The following is a 17196-nucleotide window of genomic DNA, read 5'->3' on the forward strand; positions in this document are numbered from 1 at the left end:
CACGCTTAGGGTTGGCCCATGTCATCGTCATCGACCCCTGCTCATGCCGCCTATCTCCGTCACCCCGACGTCCATGGGGACACCGTCGTGTTCACAGCCGCGAACGATGTGTGGCTCGCCCCCCTGGCCGGAGGCCGGGCCTGGCGCCTGACCGACGAGGGCGCCCCCGTCGCCTACCCCCGCTTCTCGCCCGACGGCACGCACATCGCCTACACCTCACGCACCTCCGGCGGCCCCGAGGTGTGGCTCATCGCCACGGAGGGCGACACCGCCCCGCGTCGCCTGACCACCTGGGGCAAGCCGAGCACGAAGGTCGTCGGCTGGCTGCCGGACGGCCGCGTCCTGGCCGCCACCAGCTACAACGCCCCGATCGCGCGCGATGCGCAGCTGTGGGCGATCGACCTCGAGGGCCACGCCGAGGTGCTGCCGCTGGGCCGTTCCGGTGAGGTCGCGATCCACCCGTCGGGCACCACCGTGGTCGCCACCCCGTGGCGCCGCGACCAGGCCGGATGGAAGCACTACCAGGGTGGCACCGCCGTGAAGCTCTGGGTCACGCGCGAGGACGTCGCCCTCGGCGCCCCGACCACCGTGCATGCGGCCCGCTCCTGGGAGCCGCTGCTCGAGGAGATCCTCGCCTCGAAGCTGCGCATCGCCTGGTACGGCGACCGCCTGGTCTTCGCCTCCGACACCCCCGGCCCCGGCGCCGAGATCACCGACCGTGCGACGGCGAACCTGTGGTCGGTCGCGCTCGACGGCTCCGACCTTCGGTCCCACACTTCACTGACCTCCGAGCAGGGCTACCTGCGCGAGCCCGCGACCGACGGCAGCACCCTCGTGTTCACCTCCCGCGGCCGCCTGTTCGCGATGGATTCCCTGGACGCCGAACCCCGCGAGGTCGAGATCCTGGCCTCCGGCGTCGGCGCGGCCCGCCTGCCGCGCCCGGCATCCCCGAGTGCGAATCTGCTGGCCATGCGCCCCATGCACGACGCTCGTGCGAGCGTCGTCGAGTGGCGCGGCAGTGCCCACGCGCTGACCCATCGCGGAGGGCCGGCGCGCCTGCTCGCCGGCACCTGCGGGCTGCGCATCCGCGAGGTCCGCCCGCTGGGCCGCTCCGCCTTCGCCCTCCTGGTCACCGACGCCGAAGCGCTCGCGGACCGCGAGAGGGGCGGCGTCGGCTCCGACGTCCTCGCGCTGGCCCGGCTGGACGGTGGCGGCACGGAGATCCGCTTCGATCTCGGGAACGTGGGGCGGATCCTGCACGCGATCCCCTCGCCCGACGGGTCGAAGGTCGCGATCTCCACGCACGACAACGTGGTGCGCCTGGTGACTCTGCGCGGTCTGACCGACCCGGCGAAGACCTCGTCGGCCGCCTCCCCTCGGACCTCCTCCGCCGCCTCCAGCGGAGAGCAGGCCAGCGCGGATGCCCCGGTGGCGCCGCGCCTGGACCACGTGCGCGAGGTGGGCCGTTCCACCGGCGGCGAGGTGCGTGACCTGGCCTGGTCGCCGGACGGCCGCTGGCTGGTGTGGACCGAGCCGAACTCGTGGATGCTCAGCCGGCTGATGATCTCGGACACCGAGGACGCCGAGCCGATGGGCCGCGCCCTCACCTCCGGCAAGTACCAGGACGCCGAGCCCGCCTTCAGCACGGACGGCAAGCACCTGGCGCTGCTGTCGCTGCGCACCTTCGAGACGGTCTACGACGACATGGTCTTCGACCTCGGCTTCGTCAACGCCGAGCGGCCCTTCCTGATCCCGCTCGAGCGCACCACCCCCGATCCCTTCGGCCCGCATCCGGACGGCTGGGGTGCGGGCGCCGAGGAGGACAAGCCCGGCGGGAAATCAGCCGACGTGCCTGCCGACGCCGGCCAGGGCGCGGCCACCGTGCACGGTGCCGGCGGTGCGGCGGTCCACGACACGAAGGGGGCGACCGCCTCCTCGTCGCATCCGGTCACGGCATCCAGCCCGTCCGGGGCCGACGAGGCGACCACGCCACCGGTCACGCGTGTGGACCTGGACTCCGTGGAGGCGCGCCTGGTCCCCTTCCCGGTGATCTCGGGCTCCTACTCGGACCTCACCGCGGTCAGCGGAGGCTTCGTGTGGCTGCGCCACCCCCAGCAGGGCGCGCTGGGCACCACCCGTGCGGGCGTCGAGGGGGAGGATCCCCAGCCCACCCTGGAGCACTGGAGCCTCGCGGACCGCAAGCTCACCGTGCTCGCCGAGGGCGTCACCGAGCTCGCAGCCTCCGGCGACGGGGAGTTCCTGGTGATCAAGCAGGGTCAGAGCTGGGTCCAGGTTCCCGCGACCCGCAAGGTCGAGGACGAGGACCCGGCGCGCGTGGCGATCGACACCGGGCGTCTGCGCCTGTTCGTGGACCCCGTCGAGGAACGTCGCGGGATGCTCTGGGACAACTACCGGATCATGGCCCAGCAGTACTGGCGCGCCGACATGGACGGCATGGACTGGCACGCGATGAACACCTGGTACGACCCGGTCATCGAGCGCGTGGTCACCGAGGATGACTTCCAGGACATGATGTGGGAGGTCCAGGGCGAGCTCGGCACCTCTCACGCCTACGTGCAGGGCGGCGTCTATCAGGCGGACCCGCCGATGCTACCCGCCTACCTCGGGGCCGACATCGAGCACCGCGACGGCCGCTGGGTGATCACGCAGATCCTGCCCGGGGACTCCTCGGATCCTGAGGCCCGCTCCCCGCTGCTCGCCCCCGGCGTGGCCGCCGAGGTGGGCGAGGCGATCGTGCGGGTCGACGGGCGCGAGGTGGGCCCGGGAGGCGGTGGTGTGCAGGGCCAGCTGATCGGCTCGGCGAACACTCCGACCGAGCTGGTGCTGGAGCGCGACGGCGTCGAGCGCCGCGTCGCCGTCACGCCGCTGCCCGACGACGCCCCGCTGCGCTATCAGGCGTGGGTCGCCTCGCGGCGAGCGCTCGTCGAGGAGCTCTCCGACGGTCGCCTCGGCTACCTCCACATCCCCGACATGGTCTCCTCCGGCTGGGCGCAGATGCACCGTGACCTGCGTGAGGCCACCACCAAGGAGGGGCTCGTGGTCGATGTGCGCTACAACAGCGGCGGGCATACCTCGCAGCTGGTCACCGACCGCCTGGCGCGGCGCGTGCTGTCCTGGGACTACCCGCGCCACGAGACCCCCGGCACCTACCCGCAGTTCGCGCCGCGCGGCGCGGTGGTGCTGGTGACCAACCAGGAGGCGGGCTCCGACGGCGACATCGTCAATGCCGTCTCCAAGGCCATGGAAATCGGTCCGGTGATCGGCACCCGCACCTGGGGCGGCGTGATCGGCATCGACGGCCGCTACGACCTGGTCGACGGCACCGGGGTCACCCAGCCGAAGTACGCCAGCTGGTTCACCGGCGTGGACTGGACCATCGAGAACTACGGCGTGGACCCCGACATCGAGGTTCCACTGCCGCCCAACGCCTGGGTGGGCGGCGAGGACCCGCAGCTCTCTCGGGGCGTCACCGAGGCGCTCGCCCTGCTCGAGCAGAATCCGGCCGCGACCGCTCCGCCGCTGCCCGCGCCCCGCTTCGGCCGCCGCCCCTGACCACCACCCTCCCACCAGCCCCGTGCACCGCGCACCCCGCACGCCGCACCCCGCACGCCACACGCCACACGCCACACGCCACACGCCACACGCCACACGCCACACGCCAGTATTTCCAGGTTCCCTGCCAAAATCGGCCTGATCTGGCAGAGAACCTGGAAATACATGCCGGGCCCCTCGGCGGACCCGTCGGCGGGTCCCTCGGGGCACCTCGGCGGGCCCCCGGCGGGCCCGTCAGCGGGTCCTCGGCGGGGCCGGGGCTCGGGGCTGATGGGTCCGAGGGCCGGGAGGGGAGGGCAAGGCGGGGTGGCAGTGCGGGAGGGCGCCGGTCAGCGCAGGGCGTGGGCGGCGATCTCGGGATATCGCACCGCGAGGTCCTGGCGCTGCATGGGCGCGTCGACCCACCCGGCCCTCGCGTCGCGCGGCGCCGTGCGGGCGATGGGATGGGTGTCGTCCGGCCGCAGGTCGCGGGCGATGATCTCGTTGCCGAGCGCGATGCGGTCGAGCGGGGTGAGCAGGACGCCGCCCCGGTCGCGGCCGCCGCGCCGGGCATGCTCGCCGCTTCCGTCGCGCGGGACGCCGGAGGCGACGATCCGTGCGGCGAGAAGTCGGGTGAGGGCTCCGAGCAGCACGGCGACGATGGCGATGAGGAGGATGAGGGCGAGGCCGAGCAGTGCGGAGGTCATGCGTCGATCCTGCTCCCGACATCACTTCAGGACAAGCGATGATTCGCACCCCTCTGTTCAGCATCACTGAAGGGAGGTAGGGTCGCGGCATGCTCGATCCCGTGAAGCTCCGCGTCCTGAGGTCCGTCGTCGAGACCGGCAGCATCCGCGCGAGCTCCGAAGCGCTCGGCTATACCCCGTCCGCCGTCAGCCAGCACCTGACCAGCCTGCGCCGTGAGACCGGGCTGGAGCTGGTGGAGCGATCGGGCCGCGGGATCACGGTCACGGCCCATGCGCGACAGCTGGCCGCGGAGGCCGGTCCCGCCCTCGACGCGCTCAGCACCCTGGAGCGCACCGTGAAGGATCTCCGCTCCGGCCGCACCGGCACCCTCCGACTCGGGTACGCCACCTCGATCGCGGCGACCTGGATCCCCGAGCTCGCCCGCGATGTGCGGCAGGCCTACCCCGACCTGGGCCTCGAGCTCGCTCTGCGCGACTGCAGCTGCGAGGACCTGGCCGAAGCAGGGATGGACATCGTGGTCGGGGAGAGCACGATGACCGTCCCGCCCGAAGACTGGGAGGTCCACGAGATCCTCGAAGAGGGCTACGTGGCTCTCGTGGGCGCAGGCCACTCCTTGGCTGCCCACTCGACGGTGCTCCTGAAGGATCTGGCCGACGAGGCCTGGGTGACCGATGACCCGCTGGACTCGTTCTGGTTCGATCGCATCGGCGCCGCGTGCCGGGCCGCCGGATTCTCCCCCCGCGTCGAGATCAACCCGAATGACTTCCCGACAGTGCTCGGGTTCGTGGCCACCGGGGATTATGTCAGCGTCCAACCATCGGTGATCGGCCAGAACCTGCGGCCGGACGTCACCGCCATCCCCCTGGCTCCGCCTGCCCCGCGCCGCCGACTGCGGGTGCAGATCCGCCGGCCCATCGCGCGGAACCCCGCGACGCAGTTCATCGTCCAGCGCATCCACGCCGTGGCCGCCAAGCGGGCCGCAGAGATCCCCGGAGTCCTGCATCTCGTCGACGGTGCGGCCCCACCCGATCGCGTCCCCGTCGCCCAGGTGCTCCCCGTCGTCCAGGTGTCCTGACGAAGCGCTCCGGAGACGGACGAGAAGGGGCGGACGCCGTCGGCCCCCGCCGCGGCCTGTGGAACGAGCGCCCGTGCATGCATCCGACATCGACCGGGGCCGCATCCCGGGGGCAAGCACCCGAACATGGCCGGGAACAGCTGCGCACCCGGGGCGCCGAGGAGCTCGACCTGCCTGCCCGGCCTGCGTGCGATCGGTAGTGGTGTGATCGGTAGAATGGAGACCTCCACGACGGGACTCGACCACGGGGGCACCGTCGTCGGCGGTCACCGAGCGCCCCCGGCAGGAGGCTGTGATGAACGACGACGTCCGCACCTCGAACTCGCCCATCCCCTATGACCCTGACTCCCGTGCCCTCGGCGTCCTCATCGGGTACGACGGCTCCGAGCAGGCTGTGCAGGCCCTGCACTATGCAGCGCGCGCCGCTCAGCGCTCCGGTTCCCGACTGACCATCGTGACCGCCTACACCCTGCCGGCCATGGTGTACACCTCTCCTGCGACGATGCCGGCCGTCCCCGATGATGTCGCGCGCGAAGCGGCCGCCCGGGAGCTGCTCCAGGAGGCTCACCAGCACCTGCAGGGCTACCCGGGGGAGATCGAACTGCGCGCGACCTTCGGCGACGCCGCAGGGGTGCTGAAGCATCTCTCCGCCGAGGCTCGGCTGGTGGTGGTGGGTGCACGCGGACGGGGAGGCTTCCTCGGGCGCCTGCTCGGCTCCGTGTCCTCAGCACTGCCCTCGCACGCCCATTGCCCCACCGTCGTCGTGCCGGGGCATGACGCGATCGGCGAGGGCGAGGGCGCCGGCCGGTTCGCCCCGGTGCAGGACGATGCGCCCGTCGTGGTCGGCTCGGACCGCTCCGAGCAGAGCCGGGTCGCCACGGTCATCGCGGCGCTGGCCGCCACGGAGCGAAAGGCTCCGCTGCACCTGGCGATGACCATGCCGCCGGCGGAGAACTGGGGCGCCTGGTACCCCGAGCTGATCCCGGATCCGCGTCTCCAGGAACAGCGCCGCCAGCAGCTGGCCGGCCAGCTCGCGGCCGACGCCGACCTTCTGCGCGAACAGTTCCCCTCCTTGCAGGTGAGCAGCGAGGTCGAGATGGGCGACCCGGCCACGCAGCTGGTGGAGTACTCCCGCACCGCACAGCTGACCGTGGTCGGCACCCGAGGTCACGGCCGCGTCGCCAGGGCCCTGCTGGGCTCGGTCTCCCGGGCCCTGCTGCAGCGCGCCGAGGGCCCGGTGCTGGTGGTGCCGGACCTGAGTCCCGAGCGCATCGGGAAGGATCCGCGCCACCCGCGGGGGTAGGGCGCACGGTGAACAGGGACTCGCCGCGCAGGCACTCGGCGAGCGGGCTCAGGCTGAGCGGAGCACAATAGGGACATGTCCTCGGCCCGCTCTCCCCTGCGCCTGCTGCGGGGGTCCGTCGCCGCGACGCTGGCCACCGCGGTCGCTCTGAGCGGCCACCTGGTGGGTGGCGGCGCGATGCCCTCGTGGCTCGGGGTGCTGCTGCCCTGGTGGTTGTCGGTCGCGGTGTGCACCGTGCTTGCGGGCTCCCGATTCTCGCTGCCGCGGATGAGCGCCGCCGTGCTGGCCAGCCAGGCGCTGTTCCACGGCCTGTTCATGGCGGGCACGCCGGGCGATCCCTCCGTGCAGCTGGTCGCGCCTCCGGGATCGCACCTCGGCCACGGCGCTCACCCCGCAGGGAGCGTCGCGGACCACGGCTCGCATGCCGGTTCCCACGCCGGTTCGCAGGGCGTCGGCACTGCGGCCGAACATGCCCTGCACGGCAACCATGCGGACCTGCGGATGCTGGCCTGGCACGTCGTCGCCGCACTGGTCACAGCGCTGCTGCTGCACCGCGGCGAGTCCATGCTGCTGCACTCCTTCGGCCTGGCCGGGCAGCTCTGGGCCTTCCTGAGCCGACCCCACCGCACCGTGGCCGCGCCGGCGTTCACGCTGCCCGCCCCGAGGCGGGCGGTCCCCGAGCCCGGGCATCTGCACCACGCCCGCCGTGCCGTGCTCGCACCTCAGCAGCGGCGCGGGCCGCCCCTGGTCCTGGCCGCCTGAGACCCACCGACGCCCCGCGTCGCGTCGCCGCTCCGGCGGCCCTTCGGTCGATCACCCCGCCCCGGCTGCCGTGCCCGGGCGGGCCCCTGCGCTCCACGCCGCCCGCGCCCACAGCGTGCCGGCAGCCCTCAGGAGCACTTCCGAAAGGACCCCGCATGTCCCGCACCACCCAGTTCCGCACGTCCCGCCCCGGCAGCCTGTCCCGTCGGGCAGCCCTCACGTTCTTGATCGCGCTCCCCCTGGCCGCCTGCAGCGCCGGTTCCGGTGACGGGGCCGACGCCTCGGCCGACGACGCCTCGGACTCGGGCGCTGCCGACGCCACGGCCGCCGACACGCTCACGGTCACCGACCCCTGGGTGAAGGCCGCCGAGGAGGGCATGACCGCTGCCTTCGGCACCCTGGTCAACGGCACCGGCGCCGATCTCGTGCTGATCGCCGTCACCACCCCTGCCACCGAGAGGGTGGAGCTGCACGAGACCACCGCGGACGGATCCGGGGGCATGAGCATGCAGGAGAAGGAGGGCGGCTTCGAGATCCCCGCCGGCGAAGAGCTCGTGCTCGAACCCGGCGGGAACCACATCATGCTCATGGACCTGCCGCAGCCGCTGCTGCCCGGCGACGAGATGGAGCTGACGCTGGTCTTCTCCGAGGGCACCGAGCACCCGTTCACCGCGACCGTCAAGGACTTCGCCGGCGCCCAGGAGCACTACGTGCCAGAGGATGCCGAGAACACGTCCGACGGAGGCGGCGAGCACGCCGGGCACGGGGCGGACGAGTGACCCCCTCGACGCCGGACCCGCTCGACTCCGACGACCCGCGCCCCCGCCGCCCCGGGCGCCGGCAGCTGCTGCTGGCCGGGACCGCGGGCGCCGGGGTGCTCGGCGTCGGAGCCGCCGCGATCGGGCTGGACCGCTCTCTGCAGGGCCCGGCCCCGTCGGCCGCCCCGGCCCTGCACGGGAACGAGACCGTGCCGTTCCACGGTGAGCATCAGGCGGGCATCGAGACCCCGGCGCCGGCCTCGGCGACGTTCCTCGCCCTGGACCTGCGCGAGGACGTGGACAGGGAGGGGCTCCTGCGCCTGCTGCGCCTGCTCACCGATGACGCCGCCCGGCTCACCCAGGGCCGTTCGGCCCTGGCGGACACCGAACCGGAGCTCGCCGCAGAGCCGGCCGCCCTCACCGTGACGGTCGGTTTCGGTCCGGGGCTGCTGGAGCGGGCCGACCGGGAGATCCCGGCGTGGCTCGCCCCTCTGCCGGCCTTCGAGATCGACGCGCTCCAGGAGCAGTACACCGGTGGTGACCTGCTCCTGCAGATCGCGGCCGAGGATCCGCTGACCGTCTCCCACGCGGCCCGGATGCTGCTCAAGGACGCCCGTGCCTTCACCCGGGTGCGCTGGGTGCAGCGGGGCTTCCGCCGCTCCCCCGGCATCCAGGCGCCGGGCAGCACGATGCGGAACCTGTTCGGGCAGATGGACGGCAGTGCGAATCCGCAGCTCGGCAGCGAGCACTTCGCAAAGGTGGTGTGGATCGACGAGGGCCCGTTCGCCGGCGGCACCTCGATGGTGATCCGGCGGATCCGAATGGAGCTCGACGGCTGGGACGAGGCCGATCGCGCCGCCCGCGAGCAGTCCACCGGCACGCGTCTGGCCGACGGGGCCCCGCTGAGCGGCGGCAGCGAGTTCTCGCAGCCGGACTTCGAGGCGGTCTCCGAGAACGGCTTCGCGGTCATCCCGGAGTTCGCCCACCTGCGCCGGGCCCGTGGGGTCGACGAGGGCGAGCACCAGGAGATCTTCCGTCGGCCGTACAACTACGACGTGCCCCCGCCGGCGGGATCGACCGCGATCTCGGAGGCAGGGCAGCTGTTCGTGGCGTTCCAGGCGGATCTGGCGGGGCAGTTCGTGCCGATCCAGCAGCGCCTGGCGGACCTCGACCTGCTGAACCAGTGGACCACCCCGATCGGCTCGGCGGTGTTCGCGATCCCTCCGGGCTGCGCCGAGGGCGAGTTCGTGGGGCAGTCCGTGCTGGAGTGAGGCGTGGGCGGCGGGGTCCCCGGCGTGCCTGTGCGCCCGGAGGCCCTGCCGCCGCGCCGTGGCAACCGGTGGCGTGGCGCTGACGGCTCCGCGGGACCCTCGTATGCTGGCATGACGCCCTGCGCTCTCGCATCGGTGCTCGACGGAGCGCAGGCGACTCATCCGATCCGCAGGAGACCTCCATGCCTCGCTTCAACATCCCCGCCGCCGACGCCCAGGGGCCTCTGGCCCTCGGGATCGACATCGGCTCCGGCGGCACCCGCGCCGCCGTGTACGACGTCAGCGGGCGCGAGGTCGGCACGCGCACCCACAAGGAGTCGCACGCCTTCACCGTCGCCGACGACGGCACCAGCACCATCGACGCCGACCAGGTCGTCCAGGAGATCCGCACCTCCCTCGGCGCCGTCCTCGAGGGCCAGCTGCCCGGCACGGTCGGTGCGATCGGCTTCGACACCTTCGCCTCCTCCCTGATCGCGGTCGACAAGAACGGCGCAGCGATCACGCCCTGCATCACCTACGCGGACACCCGCTGCCACGCGCAGGTCGACGCCCTGGGCTCGAGGATCGACATCGACGAGATCCACGAGCGCAGCGGCACCCGCCTGCACTCCTCGTACACCGCTCCCCGCCTGAGCTGGCTGCGCGAGACCCACCCCGACGTCTTCGCCCGCACCGAGCGCTTCATGGCGCTGGGCGAGTACGTGGCGTTCAAGCTCCTGGGCACGCCGGCGCTGGGCACCGCCTCGGCCGCCTGGTCCGGGATGATCGACCGTCGCACCGGCGAGTACCTCCCCGAGCTGCTCGAGGCCGTCGGGGTCGACGCTTCGATGATGGGCGCGGCCCTGGATCCCTCCGACGCGATCCCTCTTGCAGGCACCCCGCTCGCCGGCGAGTTCCCGCAGTTGAGCGGGGCCGTGTGGCTGCCGGTGATCGGCGACGGCCTCGCCGCGAACCTGGGCATCGGCGCCCTCGGCGCCGGCACCTGGGGCATCTCCACCGCGACCTCCGGGGCCATCCGCCAGGTGCTGACCACCGAGATCCCCACCCTGCCCAGTGGTCTGTGGGCGTACCGGGTCGATGCGCAGCGCACCCTGGTCGGCTCCGCCATGAGCGACTGCGGCCGGGTGCTGGACTGGGCCCGCTTCCAGCTGGGCATCCCCGAGGACATCGCCGAGACCGACACCGCGTCCCTGTTCTCCGCCCCGCCCTCGGCCGGCACCCCGCTGGCCATCCCGTTCTTCTCCGGCGAGCGCGGCACCAAGTGGCGCGGCACCTCACGGGCGATCTTCGCGAACGTCGGCGCTTCCACCACCGCCGAGGACATGCTGCGCGGCGCCATGGAGGGCGTGGCGCTGTCGTTCCTGCGCATCGCCGACCAGATGCGCGAGGCCGGCGGCGAGCCCGAGCGGATCGTGCTCTCCGGCGGCATGACCGAGGCGATCCCCTCCTGGCTGCATCTGCTCTCCGACGCGCTCGGCGCCCCCATCGATCACGTCGCCGTGTCCCGCTCGACCATGCGCGGCTCCGCCGTGATGGCCCTCGAGCAGGCCTCCCCCGATACCGAGGTCGCCGAGGTGCCGGTGCGACGCCGGGTCGAGCCCGTCGCCGCGCACACCGAGTACTACCGCGAGCGCCTCGAACGCTTCGAGAAGCTCGCCGACCTGGCCTGACGAGCGGCAAGTCCCAGCCCGACGCAGGCCAGCGGACCCAGCGATCAGCCAGCTGCCTCGCGCTTGCGCTGGTAGTGGCGTCGTGCCTTCATACGGTTGCCGCACACGCTCATGGAGCACCACTGCGCACGATTGCCGTGGCTGCGGTCGATGAGGAACAGCCGGCACTCGGAGTTGCCGCACGCCCGCAGCCGGCCCGGATGCTCCTGCTCGAGCTCGCTCCAGGCGATCACCGCTCGGGCTGCGAGGAGCTCCTCCGCCGGCGCGTCCAACTGCCATCGGACAACCCCGGAATCCATCGACGGGACCATCGAGGCACCCTGCACGAACGGTGCCAGAGCCTGCGAGTCCTCCCCATCGCGCGCGACCGCCTGCAGCAGGTCTCGAACCCGACGCACGACCGTGACCTCGGCAGCTGACCCGACGCCCCCGCGCTCCCTGATCCACCGTGCCGCCGCCTCCTCGTCGCGCAGATCATCGTGAGGCTCGCCATGGGTCACCGGCATGGTGTTGAGGAGGTCGAGCAGCAGGTCCTGATCGCGGGCAAGAGTCTTCATCCCACCAGGATAACCCTTTCGAGTGGCATTGACAGGTTAGTTCGCCGGCCGTACTGTCAAACTAACCACATCAGGCCATGCAAGGGGTTAGATCATGACGGACATCCACTACCGCCATCGAGTGATCGACGGGCACGAGCTCTTCTACCGCGAGGCCGGCGATCCGCACGCCCCGGCGCTCGTCCTGCTGCACGGATACCCGACCAGCTCCTTCATGTTCCGGAATCTGATCCCCCTGCTGGCCGACCGCTTCCACCTCATCGCACCGGACCATCTGGGCTTCGGCCTCTCCGCAGCGCCGAGCGCCGACGAGTTCGAGTACAGCTTCGACGCCCTCACCGACCTCACCGAGGCACTGCTGGCGGACCTCGGGCTCGACCGGTACGCGATCTACGTCCAGGACTACGGCGCCCCGATCGGCTGGCGCCTCGCACTGCGCCGGCCGGAGGCGATCACGGGGATCATCACCCAGAACGGCAACGCCTACGAGGAGGGCTTCGTCGACAGCTTCTGGCAGCCCGTGCTCGACTATCAGCGGGCCCAGAACGAGCGGACCGAGCCCGCGGTTCGAGCAGCGCTCAGCAGGGAGGCGATCCGCTGGCAGTACCTCCACGGCGTGGATACTCCGAGCCTCGTGGATCCGGAGACCTGGCGGCACGACCACGCGCTGATCTCCCGGCCCGGCAACGACCGCATCCAGCTGGCACTCTTCCGCGACTACGCCACCAACGTGGACATGTACCCGCGACTGCACGAATTCTTCCGCACCAGCCAGGTACCGCTGCTCGCGGTCTGGGGTGAGAACGACGAGATCTTCGGGCCCGACGGAGCTCGGGCCTTCCGCCGGGACCTGCCCGACGCGCAGATCGAGCTCCTCCCCGGCGGGCACTTCCTGCTCGAGAGCCACCTGGGCCCGGTCGCCGACCTGGTGCGCGGCTTCCTCACCTCCCTCCCGGCCCTCGCGCAGCCGGGCGCACGGTGACGCAGCCTCCGCACCTCCTGCACCTTTAGGAGGAGGTCCGCAGAGTTCATCCTTCGTGATCTGGCTGCCACCTGCACGGATACCTAGCGTTGAGGCATGCCCGGCCCCCGGGCATCGACCTGACGAAAGGACCTCCCGTGACCATCTCCGATCGACCCCCGAGCCCGACTCCACGGCGCGTCCCGCCCTCGCCCGAGCGCGACCCGCACGGCAACCCGCCTGACGGCGGGCTGTTCGGCCCGATCCGCCGCCACCCGCTGCTGACGTTCTTCCTCCTGGCCAACGGACTCAGCTGGCTCGCCTGGCTGCCGTACATCCTGTCGCTGAACGGCCTCGGCCTCTGGGATGTCGAGTTCCCCGCACTCCTGGGCACCGGCCAGCTGGTCGGCGTGCTGCCGGGGGCCTACCTGGGCCCCATCGGCTCGGCCCTGCTGGTGACCGCGATCGTCGACGGCAGGCCCGGGCTGCGACGCTGGGCCGGGCGTCTGCTGCGCTGGCGCGTGAACTGGCGCTGGTATGCGGTCACCCTGCTGACGGTGCCGGCCGGCATGCTCATCGCCGGCACGATCTTCTCCGGGGGCGAGGTGCATGCCCCGTCGGCCGCGGTAATGGTGGCCTACGTGCCCCTGCTGATGTTCCAGATGGTCACCACCGGCCTCGCGGAGGAGCCGGGCTGGCGGGACTTCGCGCTGGCCCGGATGCAGCACACTCTCGGCCCGCTGCGTTCAGCGTTCCTCCTCGGGCCGCTCTGGGGCCTGTGGCACCTGCCGCTGTTCCTCACGGAATGGGGCGGTTGGCCCGACGCGAGCTGGACCCGCCCGGTGGTGTTCGTGGTGTTCTGCATCGCCTTCAACGTCATCATGTCGTGGGTCTTCAACCGCACCGGGGAGTCCCTCCCGCTGTCGATGCTCATGCACGCCGGGGTGAACACGTTCGCCTCCTCCATCGCGGTCGACATGTTTCCGACCCTCGACGTCGAGCGGTCCCAGCTGTCGATGACGGTGGTCGCCGTGGTCGCGGCAGCTGCTCTGCTCCTCGCCACGCGCGGACGCCTCGGATTCTTCGGCCCCGCCCCGTCGTCCGGAGACCTGGCGCAGGCGGTGCCGGCGGGGGCCCCGCGCGAGGTCGAACTAGGCTCTCGCCCATGAGATCCGACTCCGGCGCCCCCAGGGTGATCGCGACCGCGACCGCCTTGGCGTGCTGGGTGCTCTCGATGGGGCTCTTGGTCGCTCTGCCACTGCTGGGGGCGGGCGATTCCGGGCTCCCCGCGCTCGTGACGCCGCGCGGGTCGCCGCTGTGGTGGGCCACGACCGTCGCCCTGACCGCACAGTCTCTCGCGCTGACCTGGATCCGTTCGACACCTCGAGCAGTGCTGCTGCTGGTCACGGCGATCTCGCTGGTCCTCGCACTCCTTGCTCCCGGCCTCGAGTTCACGCTGACCCATCTGGCCGTGCTCCTCGCAGTGTTCCTGGCCGCGCCGCGCCGGCCGCTGCGGGAGATGCTCGGCTGGCTCGCACTGACGGCGATCGCGGTCGCGGCCGGGACGGTGCTGAACGGCCTGCGCAGCGGAATCAGCACCCTGCCCGGCGTGCTCGGCGAGGCGATCGTGCAAGGCATCGGCACGGTCGGTATCGCCGCTCTGGCCTCGCTCGCACTCGCGTCGATCGGCACGGCGCGCGAGGCGCAGCGCAAGGAGATCGAGGCGCTGGCCCGTGAGCGGGATGCACTGGGCCGTGAACGCGACGCCCAGGTGAAGGCTGCGGCCTCCGAGGAGCGCGCGGCCATGGCTCGCGAACTGCACGACATCGCCGCCCATCACCTCTCGGGCATCGCGCTGATGGCCGCGGCTGCGGACCGTCAGATCGACGGGGACCCGCCCGCGGCGCATGATTCCCTCCACCAGATCCGCACGCAGAGTCGCACCGTGCTGGACGACATCCGTCGCGTCGTGGGGCTGCTGCGCGATGGCGAGCCGGCCGAGCGGTCCGTCGAGAATCTTGCGACCGTTCCGGCCCTCGTGGGTGCCCGCGTGGGGGCCGGTCTCGCCGTTCGGCTCGAGGAGCTGACAGCCCCGGAGGGCCGACAGATCGGCGACCGCATCGGCCCTCTCGCCCAGCTCGTCGCCTACCGGATGATCCAGGAGTCCCTGACCAACGTCGTCGAGCACGCCCCCGGGGCGCAGTCCCTGGTCACGGTCGACGACACGGACCCGGATTCGCTCACCGTCACGGTGAGCGACGACGGTGCCGCGGCGTCGCCCGGCGCCGGGTGCAGGGGAACCGGAGGAAGCGGCTCTGGTCACGAGATCTCCGGGATCGGATTTCCCGGCCCCAGGGTGCCCCCTGACGGGAGTCCGGGCGGCGCCGGCCCCGGAGGCTTCGGCCTGGTCGGCATGCGCGAGCGCGCCGATCTGGTGGGCGCGCAGTTGGATCACGGGCCGACGGCCGACGGCGGCTGGCGCGTGCGCCTCATCCTCCCCCGCGACACCACCGGTGACCGGCCATCGACGGCACAACGGGCGGGCTCCCGATGATCCGGGTGCTGATCGCCGACGACCAGCCCCTGGTCCGGGCCGGGCTGAACGGCCTGCTCGGCGCGGAGAACGACCTCACGGTGGTCGGTGCGGCGGTCGACGGTCACGAGGCCCTCTCCCTCGCCCGGCAGCTGCGACCGGACATCGCCTGCCTCGACATCCGCATGCCCGGCCTCGACGGCATCGAGGCCACCCGGGCGCTCACCGCCGAGGACCCCTCGATCCCGGTGCTGATCCTGACCACCTTCGACCTCGACGACTACGTGTTCGGGGCGCTCGAGGCCGGCGCGGCCGGGTTCCTCCTCAAGGACGCCGACCCCGAGGTGATCATCACGGCAGTGCGCCAGGTCGCCGCCGGCCAGGGCACGCTCGACCAGGCGCTCACCCGGCGCATCCTGGCCGAGTTCGTGCAGCGTCGCAGCCTGCAGCCGGTGACCGTGCAGGGCGCGGAGGGGCTGCTCACCGCCCGTGAGCTGGACATCCTGCAGCTCCTCGCACAGGGCATGAGCAACGAGGAGATCGCCCGCGCGCTGATCGTGGAGATCTCCACCGTGAAGTCCCACGTGGCGCGCATGCTCCCCAAGCTCGGCGTCCGCTCCCGCCTCCAGGCCGTCGTCTGGGCCTACCAGAACCGCATCGTCGCCGTCCCGGAGGCTCCCTGAGGCGCACGCCCTGCGTCGGCGCGAACGGCAGACGGGACCCGGCCGCCACCAGCCGGCCGACGGGGCCCGTGTCCCGTCGAGTGCTCTCAGCGGGCGGCAGCGCGACGTGCGTAGGCGGCGGTGAGCTCGGCCAGCACCTCCCCATCCTCCGGCGGCTGCCCCTGCAGATGCACTGCGCGCAGCTCGTCCATGAACCGCGCCCACAGTGCCGGCCCGCCCTCCGCCAGCAGTTCGGCACGGATCGAGAGCTCGGGCGAGGTGGGCAGCCACCGCGAGCCCCAGTCGCCGATCTGGGCCATCACCGGCACCAGTTGGATCGATGGCTCGGTCAGCCGGTAATCGATCTTCTGACGATGGCTCGGATCGCCGTGCCGGCTGAGCAGGCCGACCTCGACCAGGCGTGCGAGCCGGTCAGCGAGGATGTTGGACGCGATGCCCTCGGTGGAGTTGCGCAGCAGTTCGCGAAAATGCCGGTGCCCGCTGAACATGATGTCTCGCAGCACCACGAGGCTCCACCGGTCCCCGAGCACCTCGACCGTCATGTTGATCGGGCACCCGGATCTGCCGGCTTCGACCTGGAGGCCGGGCCCCTTCTCTGATTGCGTCATGCAATCAGTCTATGCTAGCTTCACACTGATCCTGTTGTGCAATCGGTCCACACCGGTGGCAGTCGTCGGGAGCTGCGCTGCGGTCGCGCGGGGACGAGCCGGATCGGGCCAGACTTCGAAGGAGAGCCATGGGCCAGCTGGTGTACTCGATGATCGTGTCCCTGGACGGCTATGTCGCCGACGACGACGGCGAGTTCGACTCCTGGGCGCGGCCCGACGAACAGGTCCTCGCAACGGTCAACGAGGGGGCCGCAGAGGTCAGCACGTACCTGTACGGGCGGCGCATGTACGAGATGATGGCGGTGTGGGAGACCGATCCGACGGTGATCGACCAGTCGCCGGAATCCACGCGGTACGCCGGCATCTGGCAGAGCGCGGACAAGGTCGTCTTCTCCCGCACGCTGGAGGCCGCGCACACGAAGCGCACGCAGCTGCGTTCCCGCGTCGACCGCGAGGACCTCGCCCAGCTGAAAGCCGCCGCAGACGGAGATCTGACGGTCGATGGGCCGACGCTGGCCGCGGAGGCCCTCCGCGTCGGACTGGTGGATCGGGTCGAGATGCTGCTGTGCCCGGTGGTGCTGGGTGGCGGGCTGCGGTTCCTGCCGGACATCCGGTTGGACATGGCACTGCGCCATGAGCAGAGATTCGACAACGGCATGGTCCGGCTGCGCTACGACGTCGTCGCGCCCGCATGACCAGAGTCCCGCCCCGGCCCTGACATGACGACGCCCTCGCGGGGGCGCCGTCACGTCAGC

15 protein-coding genes are annotated in these 17196 nt (G+C 71.9%); 12 read left to right on the forward strand and 3 right to left on the reverse strand.

The features are described from left to right. Nucleotides 1–18: 18 nt before the first annotated feature. On the forward strand, nt 19–3573 hold the full coding sequence (locus tag INT51_RS03535; RefSeq protein ID WP_193103815.1) for a S41 family peptidase: 3555 nt from the start codon (nt 19–21) through the stop codon (nt 3571–3573). Between the two features lie 329 nt (nt 3574–3902). Here INT51_RS03535 and INT51_RS03540 read toward each other — a convergent pair whose 3' ends face one another. Further along, entirely contained in the window at nt 3903–4259 is a 357-nt protein-coding gene (locus tag INT51_RS03540; protein WP_193103816.1) for a hypothetical protein, read from the reverse strand. A gap of 89 nt (nt 4260–4348) precedes the next feature. Here INT51_RS03540 and INT51_RS03545 point away from each other — a divergent pair, with 89 nt between their 5' ends. The 6 genes from INT51_RS03545 to INT51_RS03570 all read left to right on the forward strand — a co-directional run bounded on the left by INT51_RS03545 (nt 4349) and on the right by INT51_RS03570 (nt 11099). Next, nucleotides 4349–5335 carry a LysR family transcriptional regulator gene (locus INT51_RS03545; protein ID WP_193103817.1) on the forward strand — a complete coding sequence of 329 codons (987 nt, stop codon included), beginning with the start codon at nt 4349–4351 and terminating at the stop codon, nt 5333–5335. Between the two features lie 295 nt (nt 5336–5630). After that, nucleotides 5631–6638: a universal stress protein gene (locus INT51_RS03550; RefSeq protein ID WP_193103818.1), complete on the forward strand. Its 1008-nt coding sequence runs from the start codon at nt 5631–5633 to the stop codon at nt 6636–6638. Between the two features lie 75 nt (nt 6639–6713). Then, nucleotides 6714–7400 (forward strand): hypothetical protein, encoded by a 687-nt coding sequence (locus INT51_RS03555; protein ID WP_193103819.1) that lies wholly within the window; start codon nt 6714–6716, stop codon nt 7398–7400. Nucleotides 7401–7555: 155 nt separating this feature from the next. After that, nucleotides 7556–8179, forward strand: a complete 624-nt coding sequence (locus INT51_RS03560) for a copper chaperone PCu(A)C (protein ID WP_193103820.1) — start codon at nt 7556–7558, stop codon at nt 8177–8179. After that, complete coding sequence (locus INT51_RS03565) at nt 8176–9429, forward strand: Dyp-type peroxidase (protein WP_193103821.1); 1254 nt, start codon at nt 8176–8178, stop codon at nt 9427–9429. The genes INT51_RS03560 and INT51_RS03565 overlap by 4 nt, the downstream gene beginning before the upstream one ends. A gap of 182 nt (nt 9430–9611) precedes the next feature. Then, a complete protein-coding gene (locus INT51_RS03570) occupies nt 9612–11099 on the forward strand; it encodes a gluconokinase (protein ID WP_193103822.1) in 1488 nt (495 codons plus the stop codon). A gap of 44 nt (nt 11100–11143) precedes the next feature. Here the strand turns inward: INT51_RS03570 and INT51_RS03575 are convergent, their stop codons facing one another. Continuing rightward, entirely contained in the window at nt 11144–11656 is a 513-nt protein-coding gene (locus INT51_RS03575; RefSeq protein WP_193103823.1) for a CGNR zinc finger domain-containing protein, read from the reverse strand. Between the two features lie 94 nt (nt 11657–11750). On the opposite strand from INT51_RS03575, the gene INT51_RS03580 reads away from it, so the two are divergent. The 4 genes from INT51_RS03580 to INT51_RS03595 all read left to right on the forward strand — a co-directional run bounded on the left by INT51_RS03580 (nt 11751) and on the right by INT51_RS03595 (nt 15833). Continuing rightward, complete coding sequence (locus tag INT51_RS03580; protein WP_193103824.1) at nt 11751–12638, forward strand: alpha/beta fold hydrolase; 888 nt, start codon at nt 11751–11753, stop codon at nt 12636–12638. A 137-nt stretch (nt 12639–12775) separates the two neighbouring features. After that, nucleotides 12776–13786 carry a CPBP family intramembrane glutamic endopeptidase gene (locus INT51_RS03585; protein ID WP_304502066.1) on the forward strand — a complete coding sequence of 337 codons (1011 nt, stop codon included), beginning with the start codon at nt 12776–12778 and terminating at the stop codon, nt 13784–13786. Next, complete coding sequence (locus INT51_RS03590) at nt 13783–15171, forward strand: sensor histidine kinase (protein WP_193103825.1); 1389 nt, start codon at nt 13783–13785, stop codon at nt 15169–15171. The genes INT51_RS03585 and INT51_RS03590 overlap by 4 nt, the downstream gene beginning before the upstream one ends. Continuing rightward, nucleotides 15168–15833 (forward strand): response regulator transcription factor, encoded by a 666-nt coding sequence (locus INT51_RS03595; protein WP_193103826.1) that lies wholly within the window; start codon nt 15168–15170, stop codon nt 15831–15833. The genes INT51_RS03590 and INT51_RS03595 overlap by 4 nt, the downstream gene beginning before the upstream one ends. Nucleotides 15834–15919: 86 nt before the next feature. Here INT51_RS03595 and INT51_RS03600 read toward each other — a convergent pair whose 3' ends face one another. Next, nucleotides 15920–16441, reverse strand: coding sequence for a helix-turn-helix domain-containing protein (locus INT51_RS03600; protein WP_193103827.1), 522 nt, complete (start codon nt 16439–16441; stop codon nt 15920–15922). A gap of 128 nt (nt 16442–16569) precedes the next feature. Here INT51_RS03600 and INT51_RS03605 point away from each other — a divergent pair, with 128 nt between their 5' ends. Further along, nucleotides 16570–17136: a dihydrofolate reductase family protein gene (locus INT51_RS03605; protein ID WP_193103828.1), complete on the forward strand. Its 567-nt coding sequence runs from the start codon at nt 16570–16572 to the stop codon at nt 17134–17136. The last annotated feature ends 60 nt before the right edge of the window (nt 17137–17196 follow it).

Origin of the sequence: Brachybacterium sp. FME24 (assembly GCF_014897705.1) — a bacterium.
In the GTDB taxonomy this organism is placed as follows: domain Bacteria; phylum Actinomycetota; class Actinomycetes; order Actinomycetales; family Dermabacteraceae; genus Brachybacterium.